At 67.0% G+C, this 26,120-nt stretch carries 30 protein-coding genes and 1 tRNA gene; 14 read left to right on the forward strand and 17 right to left on the reverse strand.

The annotated features are described in order from the left end of the window. Positions 1–12 precede the first annotated feature (12 nt). Positions 13–798: a ComF family protein gene (locus AmiPiv_RS21000; RefSeq protein ID WP_340040762.1), complete on the reverse strand. Its 786-nt coding sequence runs from the start codon at positions 796–798 to the stop codon at positions 13–15. 147 nt (positions 799–945) lie between these two features. On the opposite strand from AmiPiv_RS21000, the gene AmiPiv_RS21005 reads away from it, so the two are divergent. Beyond that, entirely contained in the window at positions 946–1,818 is an 873-nt protein-coding gene (locus AmiPiv_RS21005) for a methyltransferase domain-containing protein (RefSeq protein ID WP_340040515.1), read from the forward strand. 24 nt (positions 1,819–1,842) lie between these two features. Here AmiPiv_RS21005 and AmiPiv_RS21010 read toward each other — a convergent pair whose 3' ends face one another. From AmiPiv_RS21010 to AmiPiv_RS21035, 6 genes are all read right to left on the reverse strand, one after another. Further along, positions 1,843–2,013 carry a Flp family type IVb pilin gene (locus tag AmiPiv_RS21010; protein ID WP_340040516.1) on the reverse strand — a complete coding sequence of 57 codons (171 nt, stop codon included), beginning with the start codon at positions 2,011–2,013 and terminating at the stop codon, positions 1,843–1,845. 112 nt (positions 2,014–2,125) lie between these two features. Next, positions 2,126–2,449, reverse strand: a complete 324-nt coding sequence (locus AmiPiv_RS21015) for a hypothetical protein (protein WP_340040517.1) — start codon at positions 2,447–2,449, stop codon at positions 2,126–2,128. 150 nt (positions 2,450–2,599) lie between these two features. Further along, the gene (locus tag AmiPiv_RS21020) at positions 2,600–3,013 is read right to left on the reverse strand and encodes a (deoxy)nucleoside triphosphate pyrophosphohydrolase (protein WP_340040518.1); all 414 of its coding nucleotides are present in this window, start codon (positions 3,011–3,013) and stop codon (positions 2,600–2,602) included. Position 3,014: 1 nt separating this feature from the next. Continuing rightward, the gene (locus AmiPiv_RS21025; protein WP_445206987.1) at positions 3,015–3,827 is read right to left on the reverse strand and encodes a GNAT family N-acetyltransferase; all 813 of its coding nucleotides are present in this window, start codon (positions 3,825–3,827) and stop codon (positions 3,015–3,017) included. Then, complete coding sequence (gene argJ / locus AmiPiv_RS21030) at positions 3,796–5,037, reverse strand: bifunctional glutamate N-acetyltransferase/amino-acid acetyltransferase ArgJ (protein ID WP_340040522.1); 1,242 nt, start codon at positions 5,035–5,037, stop codon at positions 3,796–3,798. Before argJ ends, AmiPiv_RS21025 begins: the two co-directional genes overlap by 32 nt. A gap of 106 nt (positions 5,038–5,143) precedes the next feature. Continuing rightward, a complete protein-coding gene (locus AmiPiv_RS21035; RefSeq protein ID WP_340040524.1) occupies positions 5,144–5,377 on the reverse strand; it encodes a hypothetical protein in 234 nt (77 codons plus the stop codon). A 97-nt stretch (positions 5,378–5,474) separates the two neighbouring features. Here AmiPiv_RS21035 and AmiPiv_RS21040 point away from each other — a divergent pair, with 97 nt between their 5' ends. Further along, the gene (locus AmiPiv_RS21040; protein WP_340040526.1) at positions 5,475–6,068 is read left to right on the forward strand and encodes a TetR/AcrR family transcriptional regulator; all 594 of its coding nucleotides are present in this window, start codon (positions 5,475–5,477) and stop codon (positions 6,066–6,068) included. A 35-nt stretch (positions 6,069–6,103) separates the two neighbouring features. On the opposite strand, the gene AmiPiv_RS21045 is transcribed toward AmiPiv_RS21040, so the two are convergent. Both AmiPiv_RS21045 and AmiPiv_RS21050 read right to left on the reverse strand, forming a co-directional pair. Next, positions 6,104–6,736, reverse strand: a complete 633-nt coding sequence (locus AmiPiv_RS21045; protein ID WP_340040528.1) for a LysE family translocator — start codon at positions 6,734–6,736, stop codon at positions 6,104–6,106. 198 nt (positions 6,737–6,934) lie between these two features. Next, entirely contained in the window at positions 6,935–7,846 is a 912-nt protein-coding gene (locus tag AmiPiv_RS21050) for a peptidylprolyl isomerase (protein ID WP_340040530.1), read from the reverse strand. Positions 7,847–8,087: 241 nt separating this feature from the next. Between AmiPiv_RS21050 and secA the strand changes: the two genes are divergently transcribed. Further along, positions 8,088–10,811 (forward strand): preprotein translocase subunit SecA, encoded by a 2,724-nt coding sequence (gene secA, locus AmiPiv_RS21055; RefSeq protein ID WP_340040764.1) that lies wholly within the window; start codon positions 8,088–8,090, stop codon positions 10,809–10,811. Positions 10,812–10,864: 53 nt separating this feature from the next. Here secA and AmiPiv_RS21060 read toward each other — a convergent pair whose 3' ends face one another. Further along, positions 10,865–11,095, reverse strand: a complete 231-nt coding sequence (locus AmiPiv_RS21060; RefSeq protein WP_340040532.1) for a hypothetical protein — start codon at positions 11,093–11,095, stop codon at positions 10,865–10,867. Between the two features lie 94 nt (positions 11,096–11,189). Between AmiPiv_RS21060 and AmiPiv_RS21065 the strand changes: the two genes are divergently transcribed. Further along, positions 11,190–12,596 (forward strand): lipopolysaccharide biosynthesis protein, encoded by a 1,407-nt coding sequence (locus AmiPiv_RS21065; protein WP_340040534.1) that lies wholly within the window; start codon positions 11,190–11,192, stop codon positions 12,594–12,596. Then, the gene (locus AmiPiv_RS21070; protein ID WP_340040536.1) at positions 12,596–13,879 is read left to right on the forward strand and encodes a GNAT family N-acetyltransferase; all 1,284 of its coding nucleotides are present in this window, start codon (positions 12,596–12,598) and stop codon (positions 13,877–13,879) included. Before AmiPiv_RS21065 ends, AmiPiv_RS21070 begins: the two co-directional genes overlap by 1 nt. Here the strand turns inward: AmiPiv_RS21070 and AmiPiv_RS21075 are convergent. From AmiPiv_RS21075 to AmiPiv_RS21085, 3 genes are all read right to left on the reverse strand, one after another. Then, entirely contained in the window at positions 13,876–15,507 is a 1,632-nt protein-coding gene (locus tag AmiPiv_RS21075) for an AMP-binding protein (RefSeq protein WP_340040538.1), read from the reverse strand. The genes AmiPiv_RS21070 and AmiPiv_RS21075 overlap by 4 nt on opposite strands. Before the next feature lie 116 nt (positions 15,508–15,623). After that, positions 15,624–16,310: a hypothetical protein gene (locus AmiPiv_RS21080; RefSeq protein WP_340040540.1), complete on the reverse strand. Its 687-nt coding sequence runs from the start codon at positions 16,308–16,310 to the stop codon at positions 15,624–15,626. Positions 16,311–16,481: 171 nt separating this feature from the next. Continuing rightward, positions 16,482–16,566, reverse strand: a tRNA-Leu gene (locus tag AmiPiv_RS21085). Between the two features lie 181 nt (positions 16,567–16,747). Here AmiPiv_RS21085 and AmiPiv_RS21090 point away from each other — a divergent pair. After that, the gene (locus AmiPiv_RS21090; protein WP_340040542.1) at positions 16,748–17,335 is read left to right on the forward strand and encodes a YqaA family protein; all 588 of its coding nucleotides are present in this window, start codon (positions 16,748–16,750) and stop codon (positions 17,333–17,335) included. 28 nt (positions 17,336–17,363) lie between these two features. Then, positions 17,364–17,882: a disulfide bond formation protein B gene (locus tag AmiPiv_RS21095; protein WP_340040544.1), complete on the forward strand. Its 519-nt coding sequence runs from the start codon at positions 17,364–17,366 to the stop codon at positions 17,880–17,882. 82 nt (positions 17,883–17,964) lie between these two features. Here AmiPiv_RS21095 and AmiPiv_RS21100 read toward each other — a convergent pair whose 3' ends face one another. Next, positions 17,965–18,522, reverse strand: a complete 558-nt coding sequence (locus tag AmiPiv_RS21100) for an HNH endonuclease (RefSeq protein ID WP_340040546.1) — start codon at positions 18,520–18,522, stop codon at positions 17,965–17,967. Between the two features lie 119 nt (positions 18,523–18,641). Continuing rightward, on the reverse strand, positions 18,642–19,295 hold the full coding sequence (locus AmiPiv_RS21105; RefSeq protein ID WP_340040548.1) for a DNA-3-methyladenine glycosylase family protein: 654 nt from the start codon (positions 19,293–19,295) through the stop codon (positions 18,642–18,644). A 75-nt stretch (positions 19,296–19,370) separates the two neighbouring features. On the opposite strand from AmiPiv_RS21105, the gene gluQRS reads away from it, so the two are divergent. After that, complete coding sequence (gluQRS, locus tag AmiPiv_RS21110) at positions 19,371–20,246, forward strand: tRNA glutamyl-Q(34) synthetase GluQRS (RefSeq protein WP_340040550.1); 876 nt, start codon at positions 19,371–19,373, stop codon at positions 20,244–20,246. Here gluQRS and AmiPiv_RS21115 read toward each other — a convergent pair. Further along, positions 20,241–20,531 (reverse strand): hypothetical protein, encoded by a 291-nt coding sequence (locus AmiPiv_RS21115; protein WP_340040552.1) that lies wholly within the window; start codon positions 20,529–20,531, stop codon positions 20,241–20,243. The genes gluQRS and AmiPiv_RS21115 overlap by 6 nt on opposite strands. A 199-nt stretch (positions 20,532–20,730) precedes the next feature. On the opposite strand from AmiPiv_RS21115, the gene AmiPiv_RS21120 reads away from it, so the two are divergent. Continuing rightward, positions 20,731–21,621: a DMT family transporter gene (locus AmiPiv_RS21120; protein ID WP_340040554.1), complete on the forward strand. Its 891-nt coding sequence runs from the start codon at positions 20,731–20,733 to the stop codon at positions 21,619–21,621. Here the strand turns inward: AmiPiv_RS21120 and AmiPiv_RS21125 are convergent. Then, a complete protein-coding gene (locus tag AmiPiv_RS21125) occupies positions 21,588–22,442 on the reverse strand; it encodes a YihY/virulence factor BrkB family protein (RefSeq protein ID WP_340040766.1) in 855 nt (284 codons plus the stop codon). The genes AmiPiv_RS21120 and AmiPiv_RS21125 overlap by 34 nt on opposite strands. A gap of 95 nt (positions 22,443–22,537) precedes the next feature. Between AmiPiv_RS21125 and AmiPiv_RS21130 the strand changes: the two genes are divergently transcribed. The 5 genes from AmiPiv_RS21130 (at position 22,538) to AmiPiv_RS21150 (ending at position 26,005) form a co-directional block, all read left to right on the forward strand. Then, the gene (locus AmiPiv_RS21130; RefSeq protein ID WP_340040768.1) at positions 22,538–23,371 is read left to right on the forward strand and encodes an SDR family oxidoreductase; all 834 of its coding nucleotides are present in this window, start codon (positions 22,538–22,540) and stop codon (positions 23,369–23,371) included. Between the two features lie 39 nt (positions 23,372–23,410). Further along, positions 23,411–23,605: a twin transmembrane helix small protein gene (locus AmiPiv_RS21135; protein ID WP_340040556.1), complete on the forward strand. Its 195-nt coding sequence runs from the start codon at positions 23,411–23,413 to the stop codon at positions 23,603–23,605. Between the two features lie 9 nt (positions 23,606–23,614). Then, on the forward strand, positions 23,615–24,196 hold the full coding sequence (locus tag AmiPiv_RS21140; protein ID WP_340040558.1) for a cob(I)yrinic acid a,c-diamide adenosyltransferase: 582 nt from the start codon (positions 23,615–23,617) through the stop codon (positions 24,194–24,196). Positions 24,197–24,241: 45 nt separating this feature from the next. After that, complete coding sequence (locus AmiPiv_RS21145) at positions 24,242–25,033, forward strand: rhomboid family intramembrane serine protease (protein WP_340040770.1); 792 nt, start codon at positions 24,242–24,244, stop codon at positions 25,031–25,033. Positions 25,034–25,255: 222 nt separating this feature from the next. After that, on the forward strand, positions 25,256–26,005 hold the full coding sequence (locus tag AmiPiv_RS21150) for an electron transfer flavoprotein subunit beta/FixA family protein (RefSeq protein ID WP_340040560.1): 750 nt from the start codon (positions 25,256–25,258) through the stop codon (positions 26,003–26,005). The last annotated feature ends 115 nt before the right edge of the window (positions 26,006–26,120 follow it).

Consider the following 26,120-nt stretch of genomic DNA (forward strand, 5'->3'; position numbering starts at 1 on the left):
GTCCTTGGCCGACTATATAGTGTCCGTATCGTCGGGCCGGAAGTCCCCAGGCAGGACGCGCGCGAAGGTAAGTACATCAACGGCACCTGCCCCGCCCTTCCTCAGCGCCCGCGCGACGGCCGAGACCGTGGCGCCTGTTGTATAGACGTCGTCGACGACGAGCACGCGCCGGCCGCGGATGGCATCTCCGTCCCGCGGCGGCACCGCGAAGGCGGCGCGGACGTTCTCGGCGCGTTCGCGCTGGCCGAGGCCGACCTGCTGGCGCGTGCGCTTGACGCGTCGCACCGCACCCGGGGCAAACGCCAGGCCGGAGAGCGATGCCACGTTGCGGGCGAGTTCCCCCGACTGGTTGAACTGCCGCCACAGGAAGCGGCGCCAGTGCAGCGGCACCGGCACGACCACCTCCGCCTCGGCGACGAGTTCGGCGCCGGCGCGCAGCATCCAGCGTGCCATCCACGGCGCGAGATCGGTGCGGTCGTGGAACTTGAGGCCCTGGACCATGCGCCGGGCGACGCCGGAATAGACGACGGCGGCGCGGGCGCGGGCGAAGGGCGGCGGGCTGGCGATCGCCTCCGCCGAAAGGAAGCCCGGCCCGAAATCGTGGCTGAAGGGCGTGCCCATCACCTCGCACCACGGCTTCTCGATGAAACGCAGGCCGGACCAGCAGGCGCCGCACAGCGCGCCGGGCTGCGCCAGCTGGCGCCGGCAGCCGGCACAGGCCGGCGGAAACAGTATCCGTGCCGGCCAGGCGGCGACGGCATGAGCGAGGCTCTTGATCTCCGGCATCGGATCGGCCACGAGGGTTGCCACCGCATTCTGCCTTCCGACGATCGGAATCGATTTTCGCAAGGCAGAATGCGAAGATTCAAAAGTGCCGGAGCGTCCTTTGCGCGGCGCTCCAGGTCGGGCGACGATAGCAGAAACCCGGCGAAAGGAAATTTGGACGTGCAACCGATCTTCGACGCCAGTCTCGTCATCGCGCATCGCCGCCGCGCGCTGATGCGGAACGTGCCGGGCGCGGATTTCCTGATGGCGCGGGCGGCCGACGACCTGGCCGAACGGCTGGCGACGGTCGAGCGCAGCTTCGCGCGGGGGGCGGCGATCTTCTGCCACAGCCCGGCGGCGGCGGCCGTGCTGGCTGCCAGCGGCAAGGTGGCCGAGACGGTCCGCGTCGAGGCGGACGCGGCGTTCCTCGGCGGCGGGCCGGGCATCGTCTCCGATGCCGACACGATCGCGCTGGAGCCGGCGAGCGTCGACCTCGCCGTGTCGCTGCTTGCGCTGCAGGAGGCCAACGATATCCCCGGCCAGCTGATCCAAATCAGGCGGGCGCTCAGGCCCGACGGGCTGTTCCTCGGCGTGATCGCCGGCGCAGGCACGCTCGCCGAGCTGCGCGAGAGCCTGCTTGCGGCGGAAACCGAAATCAGCGGCGGCGCCAGCCCGCGCGTCATCCCTTTCACCGACGTGCGCGACGCCGGCGCGCTGTTGCAGCGGGCGGGCTTCGCCCTGCCGGTGGCGGACGTCGAGACGGTGACGGTGCGCTACGACACCATGTTCGGGCTTCTGGCCGATCTGCGAGCCATGGGCGCGACCTCGGCGCTCGCCGACCGCTCGCGCAAGCCGGCGACGCGGCGGCTGTTCCAGCGCGCGGCGGAGATCTACGCGGAACGCTTCTCCGACCCGGACGGGCGGGTGCGGGCGAGCTTCTCGTTCGTGTGGCTGTCGGGCTGGGCGCCGGACCCCTCGCAGCAGAAGCCGCTCAAGCCGGGTTCGGCGCAGGTGTCGCTGGCCAAGGTGCTGGGCGAGGATGGCAAGAAGTAATTCACGGCGCGAATGCGAGCCAGGCTAGGGATTCAGCCCCTTCTGGATTTCGCCGTTGTTGTCGCCCCAGAGCGCCTGAAGCTGACTGGCCAGCTGCGAAAAGCCGCCGACGATCGCCGCGGCGATCAGCGTCGCGATCAAGCCGTATTCAATGGCCGTGGCCCCGGAGTCGTCCTTCAGGAATCGCCAGATCATCGGTCGCGTCCACCCGTCATTTTGCTATCTGACCGTAGCGGCCACAGATTAAGAAAGGTTAACGGCTTAGCATTAACGGGCGATGAAGCCTGCGGCCGCCACGCCCGAACGCTCAGCACGCGCCGCTGCGCAAGCCGTTGTCGCGGATAATGCAGACCGATTGCGGCGACCCCTGCAGCACGCTGCGGCGCACGGTGTAGCCGATGTTGCGGCGGATGGAGCCGGTGGCGGTGTAGTCGAGCCCGTCGAAGCGCAGCTGGCCGATCTGCGGGCGGATGCGCTGTTCGAGCATCGGCGTGACGATCAGGGCGAGCGCCACCGCAACAAGGCCGAACAGCAGGGTGACCCGCAGGATGCCCGCGCGCGCCCGGCTTGCCGAGGACTGGCGTTCGGGCCGGATGAGGTCCCACTCCTTGTCGGCCTGCACAGGCAGCATCCCCCCGCGAGTTCGTGTCGGCGCACGCCGAGGCAGCCGGCGGCAGTTCAACATTTCACGATTGGATAAACTTTGCCTTAACGCTGGCCCGGCGCATCGGCCCAAAATCGGTCCCGATCCTTGGAAGGCACGATGCGCAGGTTCAACCGGTCAGAGCAGATCGATGAGGAAGGGGATCAGCGGCTCGTCGGCGGGCGGCATGGGGTACTCCCGCATCTGCTTCGGGCGCACCCACTTCAGCGCCTGCCCTTCCTTAGGCTCGGGCGTGCCCCAGAAGCGGCGGCAGACATAGAGCGGCATCAGCAGATGGAAGCTCTCGTAGGTGTGGCTGGCGAAGGTGAGCGGGGCGAGGCAGGCGATCTTGGTCTCGACGCCGATCTCCTCGCGCAGCTCACGCACGATCGTCTCTTCCGGCGTCTCCCCCGGCTCGACCTTGCCGCCGGGAAACTCCCACAGCCCGGCGAGCTGCTTGCCCTCGGGCCGCTGGGCGAGCAACACGCGGCCGTCGGCATCCACCAGCGCGCAGGCCGCCACCAGCAGCAGTCGTTTTCCCTGGTCGGTCAATTCAGGCCTCCGGCGGACGGCGATAGTGGTAGCGGTAGACTTCCTTGAAGCCCATCTTGCGATAGAGACGCAGCGCATCCTCGTTGCCTGCCTCGACCTGCAGCCAGGCCTGGCGCGCACCGCGAAGACGTGCCCATTTGAGCGACGACAGGATCAGCCGGCGGCCAAAGCCCTTGCCGCGCTCGGCTTCGGTCGTGGCGATCTCGAACAGGCCGGCGAGGTCGTTGTCGTGGACGCAGATGGCGGTGGTCACCGGCTGCTCGTCCTGCTCGAGGATGAACAGGCCCGCTTCGGGCTGGATGGCGCCGATGATTTCCGACAGGCCCGGACGCAGCGACGGGTCCAGCCCGTGCACGGCCATCGAGGCGCTGACGAAGCGGCCGATGTCCTTGAGCGGGATCTGGTCCATGGCGTGCTCCACGACGCCGTCGTCGAGCGACAGGCGCATGACCAGCGATTCCGAGAACACGTTCCAGCGCTCGCGGTCGAGATGGGCGGCGATCGCCGGGCCGGACAGCGGCGACATGCGGAAGGTGAGCGGCCGGCCATAGGCCTCGAAGCGCCGGCTGGCGCGGGCGATGCGATCGGGGATGTTGCGCACGTCGGCCGGGTCGAGCGGATTGACCGAATTCAGCCGCTTGGCCGGGTGGCCGGCAGTCAACCGGACGAGCCAGGTGCCGTCATAGTGGACGGCCGCCGCCGGCCAGGCGCGAAAGCCCGCCGCCTCGTAGCGTCGGACGGTCGCCAGCTTGTGCGACGGATAGTTCTGGTTCACGTGACCGTCAGCTCCGGTAGTCGCCGTTGATGGCAACATATTCCTTGGTCAGGTCGCAGGTCCACACCGTGGCCTTGCCGCGGCCAACGCCGATGTCGGCTCGGATGGCGATGCTGTCGCGCTTCATGTAGGCCGACGTCGCGGCTTCCGAATAGTTCGGGTCGCGCTCGCCATTGTGGGCGAGACGATTGTCGCCGAACCAGATCGACAGGAGGTCGCGGTCGGCCGGCTCGCCGGCCTTACCGACGGCCATGACCACGCGGCCCCAGTTGGCATCCTCGCCGGCGACCGCGGTCTTGACCAGCGGCGAATTGGCGATCGACAGCGCGATGCGCTTGGCCGAACGCGCCGACTTGGCGCCGGTGACGGTGACCTCGATCTGCTTGCGCGCGCCCTCGCCGTCGCGCACCACCTGGACGGCGAGCGTCTTCAGCAGCTTGTTGAGCGCCCGGCGGAAGGCGCCGAGGCGCGCATCCTTGGGATCGGTGATCTTGGGCGCGCCGCGCTTGGCGGCGGCACCGGTGGCGAACAGCATCAGCGTGTCGGAGGTCGAGGTGTCGCTGTCGACGGTCACCGCATTGAAGGTCTTGGCGGTGCCGCGCGACAGCATGTCCTGCAGCACCTCGGAAGCGATCGGCGCGTCGGTGGCGACGAAGGACAGCATCGTCGCCATGTCGGGCGCGATCATGCCGGCGCCCTTGGCGATGCCGTTGATGGTGACGTCAGTGTCGCCGAGCTTGACGGTCGCGGTGACCACCTTGGGATAGGTGTCGGTGGTCATGATCGCCTTGGCGGCCTCGGTCCACTGGTCGGGCCTGGCGTCCTTGACCATGCCGGACAGCAGGTGGCTGAACTTGCCGGCGTCGAGCGGTTCGCCGATCACGCCGGTGGACGCGAGGAACACTTCTCCCGGCGTGCAGCCGGCGGCCTTGGAAGCGGCCTCGCCGGTCATCGAGGTGGTCTCGCGGCCCTTCTTGCCGGTGAAGGCGTTGGCGTTACCCGAATTGACCACCAGGATGCGCGCCTTGCCGCCCGAAAGGTTCTGGCGGCAGAAATCGACCGGGGCCGAGGGGCACTTGGAGCGGGTGAAGACGCCCGCGGCGGCGGTTCCCGCGTCGAACACCATGGCCAGAACGTCGGTGCGGCCCTTGTACTTGATGCCCGCCTCGGCGGTGGCGATGCGCACGCCTTCGATGGCCGGCATCTTGGGATATTTCTTCGGCGCGAGCGGGGAAACGGCGGTCGACATCAGGGAACCTCTGCGGGCTCGGGAAAACGGTTAAGGTCGGCACCGTTTGCCCGATAGCGCGAGGCTTCGCAAGGCGTTTCGCCTCACGAAGACGTGGGCCACGTCCTCAAATCACCGCCGGATTGAGGAAGCGGCGGAACAGGCGCTGGACGCCCGGGATCAGGCCCCAGATCATCGCGCCGACCATGATCGGGACGATCACCAGGGTGCGCTGCCAGGTGGACCAGCCCTCGGTCAGCGGCATGACGACGTAGAGGAGCCCGGTGATCAGCGGATAGACGGCGAGCATGACCATGAGGGCGAAGCGCGGACGGGAGAAGCGGGTTGCGGAAGCTGTCATTTCAATCTCCATCGGAACGAAACGTTTCGTTATATAAAACGGTCCGTTTCGTTTCGTCAAGGGGTGATGTAAGGTCGGGCGAAGAACGGAGAAAAAGATGAGCGTGGAAACGGAAGCTGCACGGAAATCGGTGGGCGCCAGGCGCAGCCTGGAGAGCTCGGAGGCGATCCTCGAGGCCGCCGAGGCCGTGCTGGTCGAGAACGGCCATGCCGGGTTCTCGATCGAGGCGGTGGCGCGCCGTGCCCGCGCAGGCAAGCCGACGATCTATCGCTGGTGGCCGAGCAAGGCGGCCCTTCTGCTCGAGGTCTACCAGCGCCAGAAGCGCGACGTCGACTATCCCGACACCGGAAACATCGAGGAAGACCTGTTCCGCTTCGTGAAAAGCCTATTCGTCCACTGGCGCCAGACGCCGTCGGGCGGCATCTTCCGGTCGCTGCTCGCCGAGGCGCAGGCGGACCCGGCGGCCGCCGAAGCGCTGGCCGGCTACGCCGCCGGACGGCGGGCGCGCACCGGCAAGCTGGTCGCGCGGGCGAAGGCGCGCGGCGAAGTGGCCGACCACGTCGATCCAGAACAGGTCGCCGACATGGTCGCCTCCTATGCCTGGGTGCACCTGCTCACCGGCCGGCTGGACGAGGACGACGCGACGCTGCGCCGGGCGGTGCGCATGCTCGTCGACGGCATCAAGGCCTGAGGCTGGTTCGCCACGAGCGCCCGAAGAAGCTGCGCTTAGCTCCGCTGAAGCGCGACGTGCACGCCGAGGCCGACCAGCACCGCGCCGCCGGCACGCTGCATGAGCCGCTGCATGCGACCTGAGCGCTGGAGGCGGCCGATCACCAGCCCTGCGAGCACCACGCTGACGATGTCCGCAACGGTGAACATCGTATTGACCAGCATTCCGAAGACGAGGAACTGCAGCCAGACAGGGAATGCTGCGGACGCATCGATGAACTGCGGCAGGAACGCCAGGAAGAAGATGGCCGTCTTGGGGTTCAGCACTTCGACGGCCACGCTTTCGACGAAGGCGCGACGACCGGATTTCTGGCCGATGCCCAAGGCATCGAACTCGCCCTGTTTCCGCCCGCGGAACATCGAAATGCCCAGCCAGACCAGATAGGCGGCGCCGGCGAGCTTGACGGCCACGTAGAGCCACGGAACGGCGTGGAACAGGAACGACAGGCCGGCGGCGGCCGCGACGACGTGGACATAGCCGCCGATGTGGATGCCCAGCGCCGCCATGAAGCCGGAGCGCCGTCCGCGCGCCATCGTCCGGGCGGCGGCATAGAGCATGGCGGGTCCGGGGATGAAGGCGAAGATCGCCGCAGTCGCGAGGAAGGCAACGATCAGGTCGGTCGACGGCATGCGCTGCTCCTTGAAACGGGGCTATCCGGCCTGTCACTCGAGGCGGGCGTCACTCACTCTGCCAACGGCAGCGGCCAAGGTCATTCGGCCACCGGCGCAGGGCGAACACGCCAGGCGACGGCCCGTTTGTGCACGTCACAATGAAAAAGGGCGACGCCATCGGCGCCGCCCTTCTGATGAGTTCCGATCGAACCGGGCCTACTTGGAGGCTTCGATCGCCTCGATCGCCTTCTTGAGCTCCGGATCGGCGATGTCGACCTTGGCCGCGCCGCGGATGCCCTTGACCAGCTCGATGTACTTCTCGCGGATCAGGAGAGACCTGACCTCTTCCTTCACCTGATCGAAGGCCGGCGGCTGCTGGGCGCGCTTGTCCTCGACCCTGATGACGTGCCAGCCGAACTGGGTCTGCACCGGCTCCTTGGTGTACTTGCCGACTTCGAGCGCGAGCGCCGCCTTCTCGAATTCCGGAACCATCTGGCCCGGGCCGAAATAGCCGAGGTCGCCGCCGCTGGTCTTGCCGCTCGGATCGGTGGTGTTCTCGTTGGCGAGCTTCTGGAAGTCTTCGCCGCCGTCCAGCTTCTTGATGATGGCCTCGGCCTCTTCCTTGGTCTTGACCAGGATGTGGCGGGCGTGGACCTCGTTGACCGGCGGCTGCGCGGCGATTTCCTTGTCGTAGCGGGCGCGGATGTCGGCGTCGGTCAGCTTGCCGGCGACTTCCTTCTCGACCATCTCGCCATGCAGGGCGCGCTGGGTGAGGAAGGCCATGCGGCGCTGGAACTCGGCGTCCTTGTCGAGGCCCTTCTCCGCGGCCTGGGCGGCGAGCAGCCTGATCTCGATGATCGACGACAGCGCGGCGGCGCGGCGCTGTTCCGGCGGCAGGCGGCCGAACTGGGCGCCGAGATCGGATTCGGCCAACGTGATGTCGGCCTCGGTGATGTCCTGGCCGTTGACGGTCGCAACGACCTTGGCCGGATCTACCGGAGCGGCCGCCGCGGCGGCCGGTGCAGCGGGAGCGGTTTCCTGCGCCGCGAGGGGAAAGGCAGTTAACGCAATAAGGCTCGCCGCCAGCCCGAGACGGGCAAGCGAGGCGCTACGAATCGAAAATGACATAAATACTCTCCGGTAGAGGGGAACGACCGCACTTCCAATCAACGCGAATGTGGCGGAATTTGGCGCCTGTTGCTCGCTCTCGGCAGCGTTGACATAAGTTGTGCCCCCTCTTATCTGTCCAACGTCCTCGCGTCCAGAACCGTTTTCCGGGCGCTTTTCGCGTTGCACCTGCCCCCGCCTTACCCCTCGGCAGGTTCGGCCGGCGGACAGTCGGCTTCATTCGGATTGAAAGGGCCACTTGATGGTCAGTCTCGGCGGCATCGCCCGTAAGATTTTCGGTTCCTCCAACGACCGCCGCGTCAAATCGACCCGGCCCCGGGTGGAAGCGATCAATGCTCTGGAAAAAGAACTGCAGGGGCTGTCGGACGAACAGCTGCGCGCGAGGACCGCGGAGTTCCGCCAGGAACTCGCCGACGGCAAGAGCCTCGACGACCTGTTGATCCCGGCCTTCGCCACGGTCCGCGAAGGCGCCAAGCGCGCGCTCGGCCTGCGTCCCTTCGACGTCCAGCTGATCGGCGGCATGGTGCTGCACGGGCGCGGCATCGCCGAGATGCGCACCGGCGAGGGCAAGACGCTGGTGGCCACCCTGCCCGTCTACCTCAACGCGCTGAGCGGCAAGGGCGTGCATGTCGTCACCGTCAACGACTATCTCGCCAGCCGCGACGCCGAATGGATGGGCCGTCTCTACAAGTTCCTCGGCCTGACCGTCGGCATCATCGTGCACGGCCTGTCCGACGAAGAGCGCCGCGCGGCCTATGCCTGCGACATCACCTACGCCACCAACAACGAGCTCGGCTTCGACTACCTTCGCGACAACATGAAGTATGAGCGCGCCCAGATGGTGCAGCGCGGCCACAACTTCGCCATCGTCGACGAGGTCGATTCGATTCTGGTCGACGAGGCGCGCACGCCGCTGATCATTTCCGGTCCGCTCGAGGACCGCTCGGAAATGTACAACACGGTCGACGCCTTCCTTCTCCATCTCGTCCCCTCCGACTACGAGGTCGACGAGAAGCAGAAGACCGCCATCTTCACCGAAGAGGGCACCGAGAAGATGGAGAACATGCTGCGCGAGGCGGGCCTGCTGAAGGGCGAGTCGCTCTACGACGTCGAGAACGTCGCCATGGTCCACCACGTCAACAACGCGCTCAAGGCCCATCGCCTGTTCCAGAAGGACAAGGACTACATCGTCAAGGACGGCGAGATCGTCATCATCGACGAGTTCACCGGCCGCATGATGCCGGGCCGCCGCTTCTCCGAGGGCCTGCACCAGGCGCTCGAAGCCAAGGAGCACGTGGCGATCCAGCCGGAAAACCAGACGCTGGCCTCGGTCACCTTCCAGAACTACTTCCGCATGTACGACAAGCTCGCCGGCATGACCGGCACGGCGCTGACGGAAGCCGAGGAATTCGGCAACATCTACAATCTCGACGTCACCGAGGTTCCGACCAACCTGCCGGTCAAGCGCCTCGACGAGGACGACGAGGTCTACCGGACAGTCGAGGAGAAGTACAAGGCGATCGTCCGCGAGATCAGGGAAGCCAACGCCAAGGGCCAGCCGACACTGGTCGGCACCACCTCGATCGAGAAGTCCGAGCAGCTCGCCGAGCGGCTGCGCAGGGACGGCTTCAAGAATTTCGAAGTGCTGAACGCCCGCCACCACGAGCGCGAGGCTGCGATCGTCGCCCAGGCCGGCAAGCCGGGCGCCATCACCATCGCCACCAACATGGCCGGCCGCGGCACCGACATCCAGCTCGGCGGCAACGCCGACATGCGCATCGCCGAGGAACTGGCCGACACGCCGGCCGGACCCGAGCGCGACGCGAAGGAAAAGGCGATCCGCGAGGACGTCGCCCGCCTCAAGGAAAAGGCGCTGGCCGCCGGCGGCCTCTACGTGCTGGCCACCGAACGCCATGAAAGCCGCCGCATCGACAACCAGCTGCGCGGCCGCTCGGGACGCCAGGGCGATCCGGGCCGCTCGAAGTTCTTCCTGTCGCTGCAGGACGACCTGATGCGCATCTTCGGCTCCGAGCGCATGGACGGCATGCTGCAGAAGCTCGGCCTCAAGGAAGACGAGGCCATCATCCACCCCTGGATCAACAAGGCGCTGGAGAAGGCGCAGAAGAAGGTCGAGGCGCGCAACTTCGACATCCGCAAGAACCTGCTCAAATACGACGACGTGCAGAACGACCAGCGCAAGGTGGTGTTCGAGCAGCGCATCGAGCTGATGGACGCCCAGAGCCTGTCCGAGGTAGTCGCCGAGATGCGCCAGGACGTGATCGAAGACCTGGTCGGCAAGCACATCCCCGAGACCGCCTATGCCGAGCAGTGGGACGTCAGCGGCCTCAAGGAAGACGTCATCCAGTACCTCAACCTCGACCTGCCCATCGCCGACTGGGCCAAGGAAGAGGGCATCGCCGAGGAAGACATCCGCGAGCGCATCACCGCGGCGACCGACCAGGCAGCAGCGGACCGCGCCGAGCGCTTCGGTCCGGACGTCATGACCTATGTCGAGCGCTCGGTCGTGCTCCAGACCCTCGACCACCTGTGGCGCGAGCACCTGGTCAATCTCGACCACCTGCGCTCGGTGGTCGGCTTCCGCGGCTACGCCCAGCGCGATCCGCTCAACGAATACAAGGGCGAGGCCTTCGAGCTGTTCCAGGCCATGCTGACCAATCTCCGCCAGGCGGTGACGGCGCAGCTGATGCGCGTCGAGCTCGTCCGCCAGGCGGCGGACGCACCGCCGCCGCAGGCGCCGGAGATGCACGGCCACCACATCGACGGCACCACCGGCGAGGACGATTTCGGCGAAGGTTCGGTTGCCGTGCTGCAGGACGCCCGCGTGGTCGCCGAGGAAGACCGCGACCCCAACGATCCCTCGACCTGGGGCCGCATCGGCCGCAACGAGCCCTGCCCCTGCGGCTCTGGCAAGAAGTACAAGCACTGCCACGGCGCCTTCGCCTGACCGGCAGGGCACAAATGTGAAAAGGCCCGGCCACGTGCCGGGCCTTTTCACATTCAGGGCGCCTCGCGCTCGGCCAGTGCGATGAGATTGCGCAGTGCGGCGACGCCGAGCGAATTGATGTGTCGTCGCCCGAGCGCGATGTTCATGCGCATGGCGATCTCGTGCGGATCGGCGCCGCGCAGGTCGGCGAGCCGCTCGATGCCGATCTCCTCGAGATAGCGGATCATCGTCGGGCCGATCGAATGCGCCCTGAGCATCGACTTGCGCTCTTCTTCCGGGATCACCGGCTCCTCCCCGCGATACACATGCCGTCCAACCGTTTCTTAATCGCTCTCCAGTAGAGCCTGAGCGGGAATATTGCGGAAGATGGAGTTTGCGTTGCGCTTTTCCGCAGCGACGACAGCCGAGCGCCTGTTGCCGGGGCCGATCGCCACGCGCGTCATGCCGGCGCTGCGCCGGATCGACGCCGCGCTGTTCAGCGCCGACGAGCGCGGCGAGGCCGGGCGCATGTCGCTGTTCGCCTTCGCCGTCCGCATCGTCAGCGCCGCGATCGCCTTCGTCAGCCAGGTGCTGCTGGCACGCTGGATGGGCAGCTTCGAATACGGCATCTTCGTGCTGGTCTGGGTCGCCATGGTGATCGCCGGCAGCCTGTCGTGCCTCGGCTTCCACACGTCAGTCATCCGCTTCATCCCCGAATATCGCGAGAAGGGCATGTTCGCCGAGCTGCGCGGCATACTCCGCGCCAGCCGCCGGCTCGTGCTCTTCGCCTCGACCGCGATCGCAGCCCTCGGCGCCGCCGGCGTCTGGCTCGTCTCGGCCAGGATCGAGGCCTACTACGTCGCGCCGTTCTTCCTCGGCATGTTCTGCCTGCCGATGATCGCGCTGTCCGACCTGCTGCAGGGGCAGGCGCGGGCCAACAGCTGGGCGTATTCGGCGCTGCTGCCGGCCTACATCATCCGGCCGGTGCTGATCCTCGCCTTCATGGCGGCAGCCCTCGCCTCAGGCCTGCCGGCGACGGCCGAAACGGCGGTGCTGGCGTCAATCGCCGCCACCTATGCCACCACCCTCGGTCAGCTTGTCCAAATTCCGGCGCGCGCCGAGCGGCGCGTTCCCCCCGGCCCGCGCACCGTCCGCCTCGGCTACTGGCTGAAGATCTCGCTGCCGATCTTCCTGGTCGAGAGCTTCTTCTTCCTGCTCACCAACGCCGACGTGCTGATGGTCGGCTTCTACATGGATCCCGACCGGGTGGCGGTCTATTTCGCCGCGGTGAAGACGCTGGCGCTGGTGCACTTCGTCTACTTCGCCGTCAAGGCGGGCGTGGCCCAGCGCTATGCCCGCTTCGCGCATGGCGAGCCCGACAAGCTGGCCGCCTTCGCCCACGAGACGGTGTCCTGGACCTTCTGGCCGTCGCTTCTGATGGGCATCGTGGTGCTGCTTTTGGGCGAACCGCTGCTGATGCTGTTCGGGCCCGGCTTCGACACCGGCTATCCGCTGCTCTTCCTGCTGGTGGCGGCGGTCGTCGCGCGCTCGGCGGTCGGCCCCTGCGAGAGCCTGCTCACCATGAGCGGCAACCAGAACATCTGCGCCCTCGTCTACGCCATGACGCTGGCGCTGAACATCGCCATCAACGTGGCGCTGATCCCGAGCCTCGGCTTGTGGGGCGCGGCCATCGCCACCTCGGCGGCGATGATCTTCGAGGCCAGCGCGCTGGCCCTCACCGTGTGGCGCAGGCTCGGCATCGTCATGCTGGTGTTCGTGCCCATGCGCGGCAGGGAGGCTGGGTGATGGCGGCGGTCCCCCTTCTCGAGGAGGTGAGCGGCGGGCCTGCCGGCTCGATGATCGCGGGCCTCGCCGACGCGCCGGGACACCCCGCCGACCAGGCGCAGCTCGAACTGGTCTCTTCCGAGCGGCCGCAGCGGCGGCTGGCGATCTACCCCGCCTCGGCCGGCTTCGACCTAGTCGAGGAGCTCGACCATCTGTGCGCCCGCACCATCGAGCCCAACGTCTTCTTCAACCCGCGTTTCCTCGCGCCCGCCATGCCCCGCCTGGAGGACCGCGAGGTGCGGCTTGCCGTCATCCGCGACGGCACCGAATACCGCAACAGGCTGCGCCTGCTGGTGCCCTATTCCATCGAGGGGCCGGCAGTACCCCTCGGCGTGCCGGTGATGCGGACCTGGTCGAGCCCGTTCGGCCCGCTCGGCATGCCGCTCGTCGACCGCGACGACCCCGCGGGCGTGATCGAGGACTTCTTCGCCATGCTGGCGCGGCCCCGTCTCAAGCTGCCGCGCGTCTTCGTCTTGCCCGACATGCGCCTCGACGGCGCGGTCGCCCGCCTGCTGGGCGCGGTGGCCGAGGCACGCGGCCTGCCGATCGAGACGACCGGCCGCTTCGACCGCCCCTTCCTCGAAAGCGAGCTGGACGGCGAGGACTATCTCAAGGCGGCGCTGGGCGGCCGCCACCACGGCGAGTTCAAGCGCCTCGGCCGGCGGCTCGCCGAGCAGGGCACGGTCGAACACAAGGTGGCCCGCAGCCAGGACGAGGTGCGCCACGCCATCGAACAGTTCCTGACGCTCGAGGCCTCGGGCTGGAAGGGCCGCAAGCGCACCGCCATGGTGATCGACCGCTACCGCGCGGCCTTCGCCCGCGAGGCGGTGCACCGCATGGCCGAACACGACCTGTGCCGCATCCATTCGCTGACCCTCGACGGCCGCACCGTAGCCAGCCTGGTGGTCTTCGTCGAAGCCGGCGTCGCCTACACCTGGAAGACCGCCTATGACGAGAGCCTGTCTCGGTTCTCGCCCGGCGCGCTGCTGATGATGGACGTCACCGCGCGCCACCTCGAGGACCCCAACATCATGACGACGGATTCCTGCGCGGTGCCGGACCATCCGATGGTCGGGCGCATGTGGAGCGAACGCAAGCCGTTCGGGACCATCGTGGTCGGGCTGACCCCCGACGCCGACCGCGCCACGCGCCAGGCCGCCTCGCAACTGCATCTCTACCGAGAGACGCGGAAATTGGCGGTCAGGCTGCGCGACCGGATGCGTAGCCTGCTCGGAAAGCGCTAGGTAGGCCGCGCCTCGCGGCGCGCGCGCTCGCGGAAAATGCGGCGGATGACCTTTCCGGTGGTGGTCAGCGGCATGGAATCGACGAATTCGACCTCGCGCGGGTATTCGTGCGCCGAAAGCCGCTCGCGCACCCAGAGCTTGATCTCCTCGGCGAGCGCGGCATCGGCCGTAACCCCCTCCTTGAGCACCACATAGGCCTTGACGATCTCGGTGCGCAGCGGATCGGGCTTGCCGACGGCAGCCGCCAGGGCCACCGCCGGATGGCCGGTGAGGCAGTCCTCGATCTCGCCGGGGCCGATGCGGAAGCCGGCAGAGGTGATGACGTCGTCGTCGCGGCCGAAGAAGGTGACGTAGCCGTCCTTGTCCTCGATGCCCTGGTCGCCGGTGGTCATCCACTCGCCGATGAACTTCTTCTCTGTCGCCTCGGGGTTCTGCCAGTATTCGAGGAACATCACCGGGTTGGGCCGGGCAATTGCGATCTGGCCGGGCTCGCCAACGGGCACGCGGCGGCCCTCGCCGTCGATGATGGCGACGCGATGGCCGGGCACGGCCTTGCCGATGGCCCCTCCCCGGCTGACGCCGATCCCGGCCGAGGAGGCGAGCACGGCGTTGCATTCGGTCTGGCCGTAGAACTCGTTCACCGTCAGCCCGAGCTGGGCGGCCGCCCAGTCGTAGGTTTCGCGGCCGAGCGATTCGCCGGCCGAGCCGATGCTGCGCAACGACAGCCGGAAGCGCTTGCGGATGTCGGGGACGACCTTGAGCATGCGCAGTGCCGTGGGCGGGATGAAGGCATTGCGCACGCCCATCTTCTCGACGAGCACCAGCGCCGCCTCCGGATCGAACTTGTCGAAGCGGCCGGCCACCACCGGCAGGCCGAAATAGAGCCCGGGCAAGAGCAGGTTGAGCAGGCCGCCGGCCCAGGCCCAGTCCGCCGGCGTCCACATCAGGTCGCCCGGCTCTGGCATGAATTCCTGCGCCATCTGGATGCCCGGCAGGTGGCCGAGCAGCACGCGGTGGCCGTGCAGCGCGCCCTTGGGCGGTCCGGTGGTGCCCGAGGTGAAGATCATCATCGCCGGATCGTCGGGGCCGGTCGGCTCGGCTGAAAACACCGGCGAATGGCCGGCGACGAGGCGCTGGAAGTCGTCGCCGCCGCCGCTGCCGACCACCACGATCGTCTCGAGTTCCGGCAGCCGGCCGCTGATCTGGCCGACCTTGGCGAAGCCGGCCGCATTGGTGACGATCGCGCGTACGCCCGCGGTCTGCAGCCTATATTCGAGCGCCTCGACGCCGAACAGCAGCGCCAAGGGCACGGCGACGGCGCCGAGCTTGTAGATGGCGACATGGGCGATGGCCGTCTCGAAGCTCTGCGGCAGGAGCAGGGCGACACGGTCGCCGCGGCGCACGCCGCGGGCCCTGAGCGCGTTGGCGAAGGCGTTGGAGCGCCGGGCGAGCTCGCCGAAGGACAGCGTCTCGGCCTGGCCCTCGGCGCGGTATTCGAAAAGCGCCGTGCGGCCGGGATCGATTGCGGCCCAACGGTCGGACACGGCGGTGCCGATGTTGAATTTATGCGGGATGTTCCAGCGGAAGTCGCGATAGAGGGCGTCGTAGCTGTCGCGCCGTTCGAGCATGGACGGTCGTCTCCGCTCCTCCGCGAGTGGAAATGGTGCCGGGGCCTATGAGGCCAGGCACCGTGAACAGGCTTTGTCGGGTAGCCCCGCTCCCGGGCGACGTCAAGGGACCTGTCTCAGCCAGGCGTGCCGTTCAGGCTTGGCGTCGCGCTCGGCTCGATCCTCCACGAGGGAAAATACAGCTGCAACAGGAACAGCAGCACCAGCACCGGCAACCACATTTCGTTGATCTCTTCGAGCGCCCGGGAATATTTCATGGCCGTTTCGGAAAGGGCGCTCCCGGCCTGCCGGAACCAGCGGGGAATGGCGTCGAGAACCTTGAGGGTCGGCAAGTAGGCCAGGAGCACGACCGCGCCGTAGGCGGCGGGTGGCCTGCGAACCAACAGATCCTTGATGTGGTCCTTCGACCTCGTCAGCGAAACCGCCAGGACGGTGCCGATGAGGACCACGACGCCGGCGCTGGCCAGTTTCTCGACAAGCGAAACTTCCGGCCTGAGATATTGGCGAAGATTGAACAGGCCGAATGTGGTGAAGGCGTGATGCCAGTCCAGCTCGCGCGCGCCCAGGAGCAGTGCGGCTACCGCGATCGGCCCGGCCAGCCCACCGCGACGAAGCCAGAAGCCCGCCGCAACCGCCGCGACCACGAAGTGCAGAACCGCACTCGCGACCTCCACCGGACCATTCTCCTTCAACAACGCCTTGACAGTGTCCGCGGACATCGATGCCCCGGAGAGCACGCTCACGCCGATCCCCGCCAACAAAACCCAGAAAAGCAAGAAACGGAAATTCAGGAACTTGAACACATCGGATTCTATATTAGACAATTGCACTTCTCTTTGGATAGCTCACGGCAACCCTATTCTAGAGAGCTTTTCCGATCGAGCAAGTCAACTGTGTGCGCGTGATCGACCCAGGCCGCTGCCGACGCTTCCGGCACCGGTGCGGTGGAAGCAACAACCCTTTCGAAAGGGAGATGGTGCCCCTAGCCGGGATCGAACCAGCACTCCTTGCGGAACTCGATTTTGAGTCGAGCGCGTCTACCAATTCCGCCATAGGGGCCTGCCGCGAGCGGGCAGAACGGAGGCGGACTATACGGTCCGCGGCCCGTCCGTCAACCGTCTCGGCGCGCGATTGTGCGACTGATCGTGCACGCTTGGCGTGTTTCACATTCGTGAATGGCGCCGGCATTGTGCGGCGCGGCATTTCTGCCTACACAAGGCGCGCAATCCAAGAGGACCCGATGCTTCGCCAACTCTACGACTGGACCCTGTCGCTCGCGGCACGGAAATCCGCCGAATGGTGGCTGGCCATCATCGCCTTCATCGAGAGCTCGATCTTCCTCGTGCCGGCGGACGTGCTCTATCTGCCGATGGCGCTGTCGCGGCCCGACCGCGCCTATCGCTACGCGCTGGTCGCGACGGTCGCCTCGGTGCTCGGCGGCATCGCCGGCTGGTATCTCGGGCACTACGCCTTCGAGGCGGTCGCCCGGCCGGTTCTCGAGTTCTACGGCAAGTTCGACGAGTTCGAGGCGCTCAAGGTGGCCTCCGGCACCGGCATCATCCTGTTGATGCTGGTCACCTCGGGCCTGGCGCACCTGCCGCCGATCAAGGTGGTGACCATCCTCGCCGGCGTCGTCGGCTTCCCGCTCGGCTGGTTCATCGTCTCAGCGATCGTCGCCCGCGGCGCACGCTTCCTGTTCCTCGCCTGGCTGCTCAGGACCTACGGCGATCCGATCCGCCATTTCATCGAAAAGCGCCTCGGCCTGCTCGCCGGGATCGCTGCCGCCGCCCTGATTTTGCTCTATCTTCTCGTCAAGTATCTCGCCTGACCGGCTCAACCCATTCGGACCTCGCCCCATGACCTCGCTTGCCTCCGACACCAGCCGCCGCAGCCTGACCGCGACGGCGCTCTTCCTCGCCGTCGCCATGGCCGTCGTCGTCGGCACCGCGCTCGGCTTCCAGCACATCGGCGGCTACATGCCCTGCAAGCTCTGCCTCGAGCAGCGCACCCCCTATTATGTCGGCGTGCCGCTGATGGCGCTGGCGACACTCGCCTCGGTGATGCAGTGGCCGGCCTGGACGACGCGTGCCCTGCTGGTCGCCGGCGGGCTGCTGATGACCTACGGGCTCTACCTGGCGGTCTTCCATGCCGGCGTCGAATGGGCCTGGTGGCAGGGTCCGACCGACTGCGCGGCGGTCGCCGGCCCGGTCGACACCGGCGGCAAGGGATTGCTCGACGTCCTCAACGAGGTCGTGCCGCCCTCCTGCAACAAGGCGGCGCTCAGGGTGCTGGGCCTGTCGTTTGCCGGCTGGAACGTGATCGCCAGCGCGATCCTGGCCGTCGTCGCCTTCCGCGGCGCGTTCAGGAAGGGGTGATGGTCGCAGGCGGGCAGCGATCCTTCGCACCCCCCTCTGTCCTGCCGGACATCTCCCCCACACGGGGGGAGATCAGCCTTCATCAAGGCTCCAGTTCGACATCCCAGTAGAGATAGTCCATCCAGCTTTCGTGCAGGTGGTTGGGCGGGAACAGCCGGCCGTTGTTGTGCAGGTCGTGCACCGTCGGCTGGAACGGCTTCTGCAGCGGCCACATCTTGGCCTGCGCCGGCATCATGCCGCCCTTCCTGAGATTGCAGGGCGAGCAGGCGGCGACAACGTTTTCCCAGGTCGTGGCCCCGCCGCGGTGGCGCGGGATGACATGGTCGAAGGTCAGATCCTCGGGCGTGCCGCAATACTGGCACTGGAAACGGTCGCGCAGGAACACGTTGAAGCGGGTGAAGGCCGGATAGCGCGACGGCTTGACGTAGTTCTTGAGGCTGACGACGCTCGGCAGCTTCATCGAGAAGGTGGGCGACGAGACGGCGTGCTCGTATTCGGCGACGATGTTGACGCGGTCGAGGAACACCGCCTTGATCGCGTCCTGCCAGGACCACAACGACAAGGGGTAGTAGCTGAGCGGGCGATAATCCGCGTTCAGCACTAGTGCTGGAAGCCCATCCGGAGACACGGCAACCGTCACTTCGCTTACCTCCTTTGGTCTTCGAACCTAACGGCACGAATACTGTAAGCCCGAGGTGACAGGAATGTGAAGCGCCTGGCTGGCCGGAAAATCGCTCAAAAAGTCGCGATTGCGTCGATTCAAGCGGGATTTCCCGCAGGCGGCGCGCCATCGCGACCGCGGGTGTTCCGATAATACGCCCAGAACAGCCGCGAAGCGACCCCTCGCCAGGGCGCCCATGATTCGGCAAGCCGAATCAGTGCCTTCTCGCCGGGGCGCGGATCGATGCCGAGCGCATGCCCCACCGCACTCTGCAGCGCCACGTCGCGGGCGGGGAAAATGTCGGGGTGGCCGGCGGCGAAGAGCAGGTAGACCTCGGCCGTCCACGGCCCGATGCCCGGAATCCCCACCATCGCGGCCATGGCCTCGCGCGCGTCGAGCCGGCAGAGGCCGTGCAGATCGAGGCCGTCGGCGGCGGCCCGCGCAACGGCAAGCAGCGTGCGCTGCTTGGGGCGCGACAGGCCGGCCGTGCGGAACACCTCTTCCCCGGCCGCCAGAAGCGCTTCCGGCGTCAGCGGATCGACGAGGACGGAGAAGCGGCCGAAGATCGCCCTGGCGCTCGCCGTCGACACCTGCTGCGAGACGATGATGGAGGCAAGGCTGGCAAAGCCCGGTTCCGACAGCCGGAGCGGCACTTCGCCTGCCATTTCGCGGACGGCGCCGAGGCGCGGATCGATGGCGCAGAGTTGGTCGAGGCCGCGGTTGATGTCGTCGATGTTGGAGATGCGGCGCATGGCATGTCTTGTGAGGATCGGGCCGGCAACGTAGCAATCGGCAAAGCAGACATTCAATCCGAAACCGCAACGCTCATGACGGCTCCTGTCTTCCGCTTCGCGCCCAGCCCCAATGGCGAGCTGCATCTCGGCCATGCACTGTCGGCGCTGACCAACCGGCGCATGGCCGACCGGGCTAGCGGCAGGCTGCTGCTGCGCATCGAGGACATCGACCTGACCCGCTGCACGCCCGAATTCGAGGCCGGCATCTATCGCGACCTCGCCTGGCTCGGGCTCGCCTGGGAGGAGCCGGTGCGGCGCCAGTCGGAGCATTTCGGCGACTACGAAGCGGCGCTGCAGCGGCTGCGGCGCGAGGAACTGGTCTATCCCGCCTTCATGAGCCGCGGCGAGATCCGCGCCGCGATCGTCGAACACGAGGCGGGCGGGGCGAAGTGGCCGCGCGATCCCGACGGGGCGCCGCTCTATCCCGGCACAGACAAGAGGCTTGCGGAGAGCGAGCGCAAGCGCCGCATCGCGGCCGGCGCCCCCTTCGCCTGGCGCCTCGACGCCGAGGCGGCCGCCGCGCGCCTGGAAAGCCCTTTGCACTGGCGCGAATGGACGGACGAGGCGATGACCGCCTCGGACGAGATCGCCGCCGAGCCCGGGCAATGGGGCGACGTCGTCATCGCCCGGCGCGAGATCCCCACCAGCTACCACCTCGCGGTGGTGGTGGACGACGCGCTGCAAGGGGTGAGCCATGTGGTGCGCGGCCGCGACCTCTATTTCGCGACGTCGATCCAGCGCCTGCTGCAGCAAATCCTTGGCCTGCCCGTGCCGAGCTACTTCCATCACCGGCTGGTACTGGGGCCGGACGGCCGCAAGCTGTCCAAGAGCCTGCGCGACACCGGCCTCGCCGCCTTGCGCGCGGCGGGCGAAACACCGGATACGGTGAGGTCGCGGCTGGGACTATAGCATCCGGGCGATGCCGGCCTTGAGAAGGGCCAGCAGGCTGATGAAGACGAATGCGCCGCCAAGGCCCCAGGCGACCGCGAATTTCAGGTCGCGCAGGATGATCCCCATGTTGTTGGCGAGCAGCACGGCACCGAAGAAGCCGGCGGTGAACAGCACCGTGTTTCCGATGGGGCCGAAGCCGTCATCCTTCATGATGGCGTCGAGCGCGGCGCCAAAGAAAAAGGCCATGACGGCGACGAAGGCCACCGCCATCATGAGCCAGCCCGGGTCGAGATTCCACAGCATGCTCGGTCCTTTCAAAGGCCGCCAGCGCAACTATCCCAGGCCGCCTCCCGGGCAAGCATCCCCCCGACCGCCTCGTCGATCAGGTCCGCTGACTCTATGGATCAACCGTTTCGTTTTGCTTGCCCGAATATTCGGCATTAGAGCGATCCCGTTAAGTTCCCCCGAGACCCCGCCCGAGATGCACCAGACCGGACACACGATGACCCCTGCCAAGCGGCTGATCCCAGCCACCTTCGTACTCCTGTGGGCGACCGGCTTCATCGGTGCGCGCTACGCCATGCCATGGGCCGATCCGTTCACCTTCCTGGCTGTCCGGTTCGCGATCGCGGCGGTGATCCTCGGCGGCATCATGCTGGCCATCGGCTCGAAGCATCTGATGCTGCGGGGCGCCATGCATGCGATGGCGATCGGCATGCTGCTGCACGGCGTCTATCTCGGAGGCGTGTTCTGGGCGATCCACCAGGGATTGCCGGCCGGACTTTCAGCACTCATCGCCGGGCTGCAGCCGCTGGTGACGGCGGTACTGGCGGGCGCCCTGCTCGGCGAGGAAATCCGCCCGCGCCACTGGCTGGGGCTGGCGGTAGGCTTCGTCGGCGTGGTGATCGTGCTGTCGCCCAAGCTCGGCACGATCGGCGGCGGCGTGACCTGGCAGACGCTGACGGCGTCGCTGATCGCCATGGCCGGCATCAGCGCCGGCACCATCTGGCAGAAGCGCGTCGGCACAGCCGGCGACCTCGTCGCCGGCACCTTCTGGCAATATGTCGGCGCCGGCGTCCTCATGACCCTCGCCTCCTTCGCCTTCGAGACGCAGCAGATGACCGTCAATGGCGAGCTGATCTTCGCGCTCGCCTGGCTGGTCTTCGTGCTGTCGATCGGCGCGATCTTCCTGCTGATGGTGATGATCCGCGACGGAGCCATGTCGAAGGTCGCCTCGCTGTTCTATCTCGTGCCGGCGGTGACGGCGGTGATCGCCTGGCTGCTGTTCGGCGAGCAGCTGTCGCTGCTGCAGCTTCTGGGCATGGCGATCGCCACGCTGGGCGTCGGCCTGGCGACGGCTCAGCCCGGCACGCGGGCGCGCGCCTCGAGATAGCGGCTGATGGCGGCGTTGAGCTCGCCGCCGAGGATGAAGATCGCCGAGATGATGTAGAGGAAGACGACCGCGATCAAGATCGAGGCGAGGCCGGCATAGGTCGTCACATAGGAAGCGAAGGTGTCGAGGTAGGCGGCAAACACCGTCGAGCCGATCAGCCAGGCGACCAGCGTGAAGGTGATGCCCGGCACGAGGCTGAGAAAGCCGCGGCGGCCGTCGGGCAGCCATTTGTGGACCGCGAACAGGCCGAGCACGATGACCGCCGAGGCGATGGTGAAGCGCCAGATGGTGATGGTGCCCATATAGGGCCTGATCCACTCGAACTTGGCTTCGAGGATGCGCGCGATGATCGGCGCGAACACCAGGAGCACGCTGATGGCGACGAAGCCGATCGTGGCGATGAGCACGAAGATCAGGCTCTGGGTGCGGCGGAACCAGATGGTGCGGGTCTCGCGGACGCGGTAGGCACGGTTGAGCGAGGTGCGCAGCGCCTCGATGCCGTTGGAGGCGAAGAAGGCCGCGAGCAGGACGCCATAGGTGAGCAGGTCCGTGCGCGGCACGGTGAGCACGTTGACGACCTCGCGGGCGATGGGGGCCGCGATCTGTTCGGGCCAGGTGTCGAACACCAGGTGCACGGCGGTTTCGGCGAACCTGTCGGCGCCCAAGAACGAGGCAAGCGTGGTGGCGAAGATGAGGAACGGAAACAGCGCCATCAGCGCCGAGATGGCGAGATGGCTCGCCATGGCCCAGCCGTCGTCGTCATGGAAGTGGCCGGCTGCGTCGTAGAGCACGCGCCGGATGGCCACGATCCTGCGCAACAGATCCAGTTTGCCGCTCCGTCCGATTGTTTCCAGGCCGCGAATATGGGAAGGGTTTGCCCCGGTTTGCAAGTCTTGGCGGCAGCGACGTGAACACGATCAAGGAGTTACGCACGATTATCGTGACCGGAACGTCGTCCGGGATCGGCGCTCATTGCGCCCGTGCACTGAAGGCGGAAGGCTGGCGCGTGTTCGCCACGGCGCGCAAGCCGGAGGATATCGCGGTACTCGAGGCGGACGGACTGGAAGCGCTCTATCTCGACTACGCCGAGCCGCAGTCGATCGAGGCGCTGGTGGAAACCGTGCTCGAGCGCACCGGCGGCAGGCTCGACGCCCTGTTCAACAACGGTGCCCATGCCCAGGCCGGCGCGGTCGAGGACCTGCCGATGGCGGCGCTACGCGACCAGTTCGAAGCGAACTTCTTCGGCTGGCACGACCTGACCCGGCGCATCGTGCCGGTGATGCGGCGCCAGGGCCACGGCCGCATCGTCCACTGCTCGTCGATCCTCGGCCTGACGCCGGTGCGGTTCCGCGGCGCCTATGCCGCCTCCAAGCATGCGCTTGAAGGCCTGATGCTGTGCATGCGCCAGGAGCTTCAGGGCTCGGGCGTGCATGTCTCCATGATCGAGCCCGGCCCGATCGCCTCCAGGATCGCCAGCAACGGGTTGCCCTGGTTCCTGCGCTACATCGACCACGAGAATTCCGTGCATCGCGAAGCCTATCAGGCGCAGCTGGCGCGGCTGCGCGGCGGCGGCAGCAAGTCGTCCATGAAGCTGGGGCCCGAGGCGGTGCATGCGGTATTGCGACACGCCCTGCTGTCGCCTCGCCCGCGGCCGCACTATGTTGTGACGACGCCGGCGCGAATCGGCGTCATGCTGAAGCGCATCTTGCCCGCCTCGCTCCTCTACAAGATTCTGGCCCGGCAGGCCTGAGCCGGCCGCGGTGACGTCCAAGGGAAACTGGAACCTCGCATGGGAACCACATTCAACATCATCGCCATCGTGTTCATGGCAGCCGTCGCGATCGTACTGGTGCGCGGCCTGTTCAACATGATGCGCGGCGGCTCGGCCAACACGTCGAACAAGCTGATGCAGGCGCGCGTGCTCCTGCAGGCGATCGCGCTGGTCTTCATCCTGCTCGCGCTGTACTTCTCGCGCGGCGGCTGAAGGCGCGACATGGTCAAGCTCAACAAGATCTACACCCGCACCGGCGACGACGGCACCACCGGGCTGGGCACGGGCGAACGCCGGCTGAAATCCGACCTGCGCGTCGAGGCCTATGGCGCCGTCGACGAGGCCAATGCCTGCATCGGCATGGCGCGCGTGCACACCGGCCCGGCACATCCCGAGATCGACGCCATGCTCGGCCGCATCCAGAACGACATGTTCGACCTGGGAGCGGATCTGGCGACGCCGGAGGGCGGCAAGGACCTGGGCTACGAGCCGCTGCGCATCATCGCCGCGCAGACCGCGCGCATCGAAGCCGACATCGACAGGCTGAACGCCGACCTTTCGCCGCTGAGGTCGTTCGTGCTCAACGGCGGCTCGCCTGCCGCCGCGGCCCTGCACCTCGCCCGCACCGTGGCGCGGCGGGCCGAGCGCGTCATGGTGGCGCTGGCGCAGGACCCGGCCGAGCATGTGAACCGCGAAGGTATCCGCTACATCAACCGTGTCTCGGACCTGCTGTTCGTGGCCGCCCGCGTCGTCAATGACAACGGAAAATCCGATGTGCTATGGGTGCCCGGAAAGAACCGCTGACCAGGGCAACGGATGCTCTGGCGCCGGGAGGGCGCATCCGTGAGCATGTTCATTCCGCTGTACGATTCCAACCATCTGCGCCACATCAGGCTGCAGTATGTGACGTTCGGCCTGATCGCCATCAACGTCATCGTCTATTTCGTCACCACCCTGGGCAGCGAGGATTTCGCGACCGCCGCCGTGCTCGGCCTCGGCTACATACCGTCGGTGGTGAATGACACGGCGGAGCTTTCGCCGGACCTCGTCGTCATCCCCGAGAAGCTGAGCTACGTCACCTACTCATTCCTGCACGGCGACATCTTCCATCTCGGCGGCAACATGCTGTTCCTGTGGGTGTTCGGCGACAATGTCGAGGATGCGCTGGGCCATTTCCGCTTCCTCGCCTTCTACCTGCTCTGCGCCGTCGCCGGCGCCTTCCTGCACGGGCTGATCCTGCCGGATTCGCAGACGCCGCTGATCGGCGCGTCGGGGGCGATCGCGGGCATCGTCGCGGCCTATCTCATTCTCTACCCGAGGGTGAAGGTCTGGGTGCTGGCCTTCGGCCGTATCCCGCTGCGCATCCCCGCCTGGATCCCGCTGATCCTGTGGGTCGCCTTCCAGTTCCTGATGATCGCCATCGGCGGCGACGACGAGGTGAGCTGGGCGGCCCATGTCGGCGGCATCGTCGCCGGCGCCGTGCTGGTGCTGTTCCTGCGCAGCCGCGACGTGCCGCTGTTCGCCCCGGCCGAGGATACGGTCCCGGCGACGCCGGAAAATCCCGAAGCGGGACAAGCCGCGGAGCCTGCCCCGGTCGAGCCGCCGCCGGCTTCGCCCGCGCCGCGCTGGGGCCGCAGGTAGCGGGTCGCGGCAGGGCGATTTTCAACCGATTTGACGTCCATACGGATATTGACAGCGCGCTTCGCCCGCAACTACGGTCCGCGCGCTTGCGGCAGCCACCCGCCACCGAAAGCGCATGGTCAGGTCTGTTTTTCCGCCCAATATGTCGGCAATCGACAATTGCAGCGGGCCAAGCGCTGCTATAGCGCGCACTAAATCGCTTTTCAGAGAGGTACCAATCCGATGAAAGTTCTCGTCCCGGTCAAGCGGGTTGTCGATGCGAACGTGAAGGTTCGGGTGAAGGCCGACGGTTCTGGCGTTGAGCTGGCGAATGTGAAGATGGCGATGAACCCGTTCGACGAGATCGCGGTCGAAGAGGCGATCCGCCTGAAGGAAGCCGGCAAGGTCGAGGAGATCGTCGTGGTCTCGATCGGGCCTGCCCAGGCCCAGGAAACGCTGCGCACCGCTCTCGCCATGGGCGCCGACCGCGCCATCCTGGTCAAGACCGACGATGCGGTCGAGCCGCTCGGCGTCGCCAAGGTGCTGAAGGGCGTGGTCGAGGCCGAGAAGCCCGGCCTGGTGCTGCTCGGCAAGCAGGCGATCGACGACGATTCCAACCAGACCGGCCAGATGCTGGCAGCACTGCTGGGCTGGGCCCAGGGCACGTTCGCCTCGAAGATCGAACTCGGAGGCGACAAGGCCAAGGTGACGCGCGAGGTCGACGGCGGCCTGCAGACGGTCGAGCTGAAGATGCCGGCGATCGTGACGGTGGACCTGCGCCTCAACCAGCCGCGCTACGCCTCGCTGCCCAACATCATGAAGGCCAAGAAGAAGCCGCTCGACGAGAAGTCGGCTGCCGATTTCGGCGCCGACATCACCCCGCGCCTCAAGGTCATCAAGACCGAGGAGCCGGGCGGCCGCAAGGCAGGCGTCAAGGTCAAGACGGTCGCGGAGCTGGTCGACAAGCTGCGTAACGAAGCCGGCGTGCTGTGAGAATTCCGATGAGGCCGGCCTGCAAACGGCTGGCTTCTGCGCTTCCGGTGCTCACGTACTGAAGTACGCTCCGCTCCGGTTCTCGAATCCAACCGTTTTCGGCACGGCCTGACCG

The organism is Aminobacter sp. Piv2-1, from assembly GCF_037625995.1.
Classification (GTDB): Bacteria; Pseudomonadota; Alphaproteobacteria; order Rhizobiales; family Rhizobiaceae; genus Aminobacter.

Excerpts from the sequence above, each read along its gene's own strand:
- AmiPiv_RS21035 (WP_340040524.1), bottom strand. The coding sequence starts at position 5,377 with ATGACAGCTTCCGCAACCCGCTTCTCCCGTCCGCGCTTCGCCCTCATG.
- AmiPiv_RS21140 (WP_340040558.1), top strand. The coding sequence starts at position 23,615 with ATGGTCAAGCTCAACAAGATCTACACCCGCACCGGCGACGACGGCACC.
- AmiPiv_RS21150 (WP_340040560.1), top strand. The coding sequence starts at position 25,256 with ATGAAAGTTCTCGTCCCGGTCAAGCGGGTTGTCGATGCGAACGTGAAG.
- AmiPiv_RS21145 (WP_340040770.1), top strand. The coding sequence starts at position 24,242 with ATGTTCATTCCGCTGTACGATTCCAACCATCTGCGCCACATCAGGCTG.
- AmiPiv_RS21045 (WP_340040528.1), bottom strand. The coding sequence starts at position 6,736 with ATGCCGTCGACCGACCTGATCGTTGCCTTCCTCGCGACTGCGGCGATC.
- AmiPiv_RS21105 (WP_340040548.1), bottom strand. The coding sequence starts at position 19,295 with ATGCGCCGCATCTCCAACATCGACGACATCAACCGCGGCCTCGACCAA.
- AmiPiv_RS21120 (WP_340040554.1), top strand. The coding sequence starts at position 20,731 with ATGACCCCTGCCAAGCGGCTGATCCCAGCCACCTTCGTACTCCTGTGG.
- AmiPiv_RS21015 (WP_340040517.1), bottom strand. The coding sequence starts at position 2,449 with ATGCTGCCTGTGCAGGCCGACAAGGAGTGGGACCTCATCCGGCCCGAA.
- gluQRS (WP_340040550.1), top strand. The coding sequence starts at position 19,371 with ATGACGGCTCCTGTCTTCCGCTTCGCGCCCAGCCCCAATGGCGAGCTG.
- AmiPiv_RS21040 (WP_340040526.1), top strand. The coding sequence starts at position 5,475 with ATGAGCGTGGAAACGGAAGCTGCACGGAAATCGGTGGGCGCCAGGCGC.
- AmiPiv_RS21075 (WP_340040538.1), bottom strand. The coding sequence starts at position 15,507 with ATGCTCGAACGGCGCGACAGCTACGACGCCCTCTATCGCGACTTCCGC.
- AmiPiv_RS21135 (WP_340040556.1), top strand. The coding sequence starts at position 23,411 with ATGGGAACCACATTCAACATCATCGCCATCGTGTTCATGGCAGCCGTC.
- AmiPiv_RS21095 (WP_340040544.1), top strand. The coding sequence starts at position 17,364 with ATGACCTCGCTTGCCTCCGACACCAGCCGCCGCAGCCTGACCGCGACG.
- AmiPiv_RS21090 (WP_340040542.1), top strand. The coding sequence starts at position 16,748 with ATGCTTCGCCAACTCTACGACTGGACCCTGTCGCTCGCGGCACGGAAA.
- secA (WP_340040764.1), top strand. The coding sequence starts at position 8,088 with ATGGTCAGTCTCGGCGGCATCGCCCGTAAGATTTTCGGTTCCTCCAAC.
- AmiPiv_RS21050 (WP_340040530.1), bottom strand. The coding sequence starts at position 7,846 with ATGTCATTTTCGATTCGTAGCGCCTCGCTTGCCCGTCTCGGGCTGGCG.
- AmiPiv_RS21025 (WP_445206987.1), bottom strand. The coding sequence starts at position 3,827 with ATGTTGCCATCAACGGCGACTACCGGAGCTGACGGTCACGTGAACCAG.
- AmiPiv_RS21010 (WP_340040516.1), bottom strand. The coding sequence starts at position 2,013 with ATGATCTGGCGATTCCTGAAGGACGACTCCGGGGCCACGGCCATTGAA.
- AmiPiv_RS21070 (WP_340040536.1), top strand. The coding sequence starts at position 12,596 with ATGGCGGCGGTCCCCCTTCTCGAGGAGGTGAGCGGCGGGCCTGCCGGC.
- argJ (WP_340040522.1), bottom strand. The coding sequence starts at position 5,037 with ATGTCGACCGCCGTTTCCCCGCTCGCGCCGAAGAAATATCCCAAGATG.
- AmiPiv_RS21115 (WP_340040552.1), bottom strand. The coding sequence starts at position 20,531 with ATGCTGTGGAATCTCGACCCGGGCTGGCTCATGATGGCGGTGGCCTTC.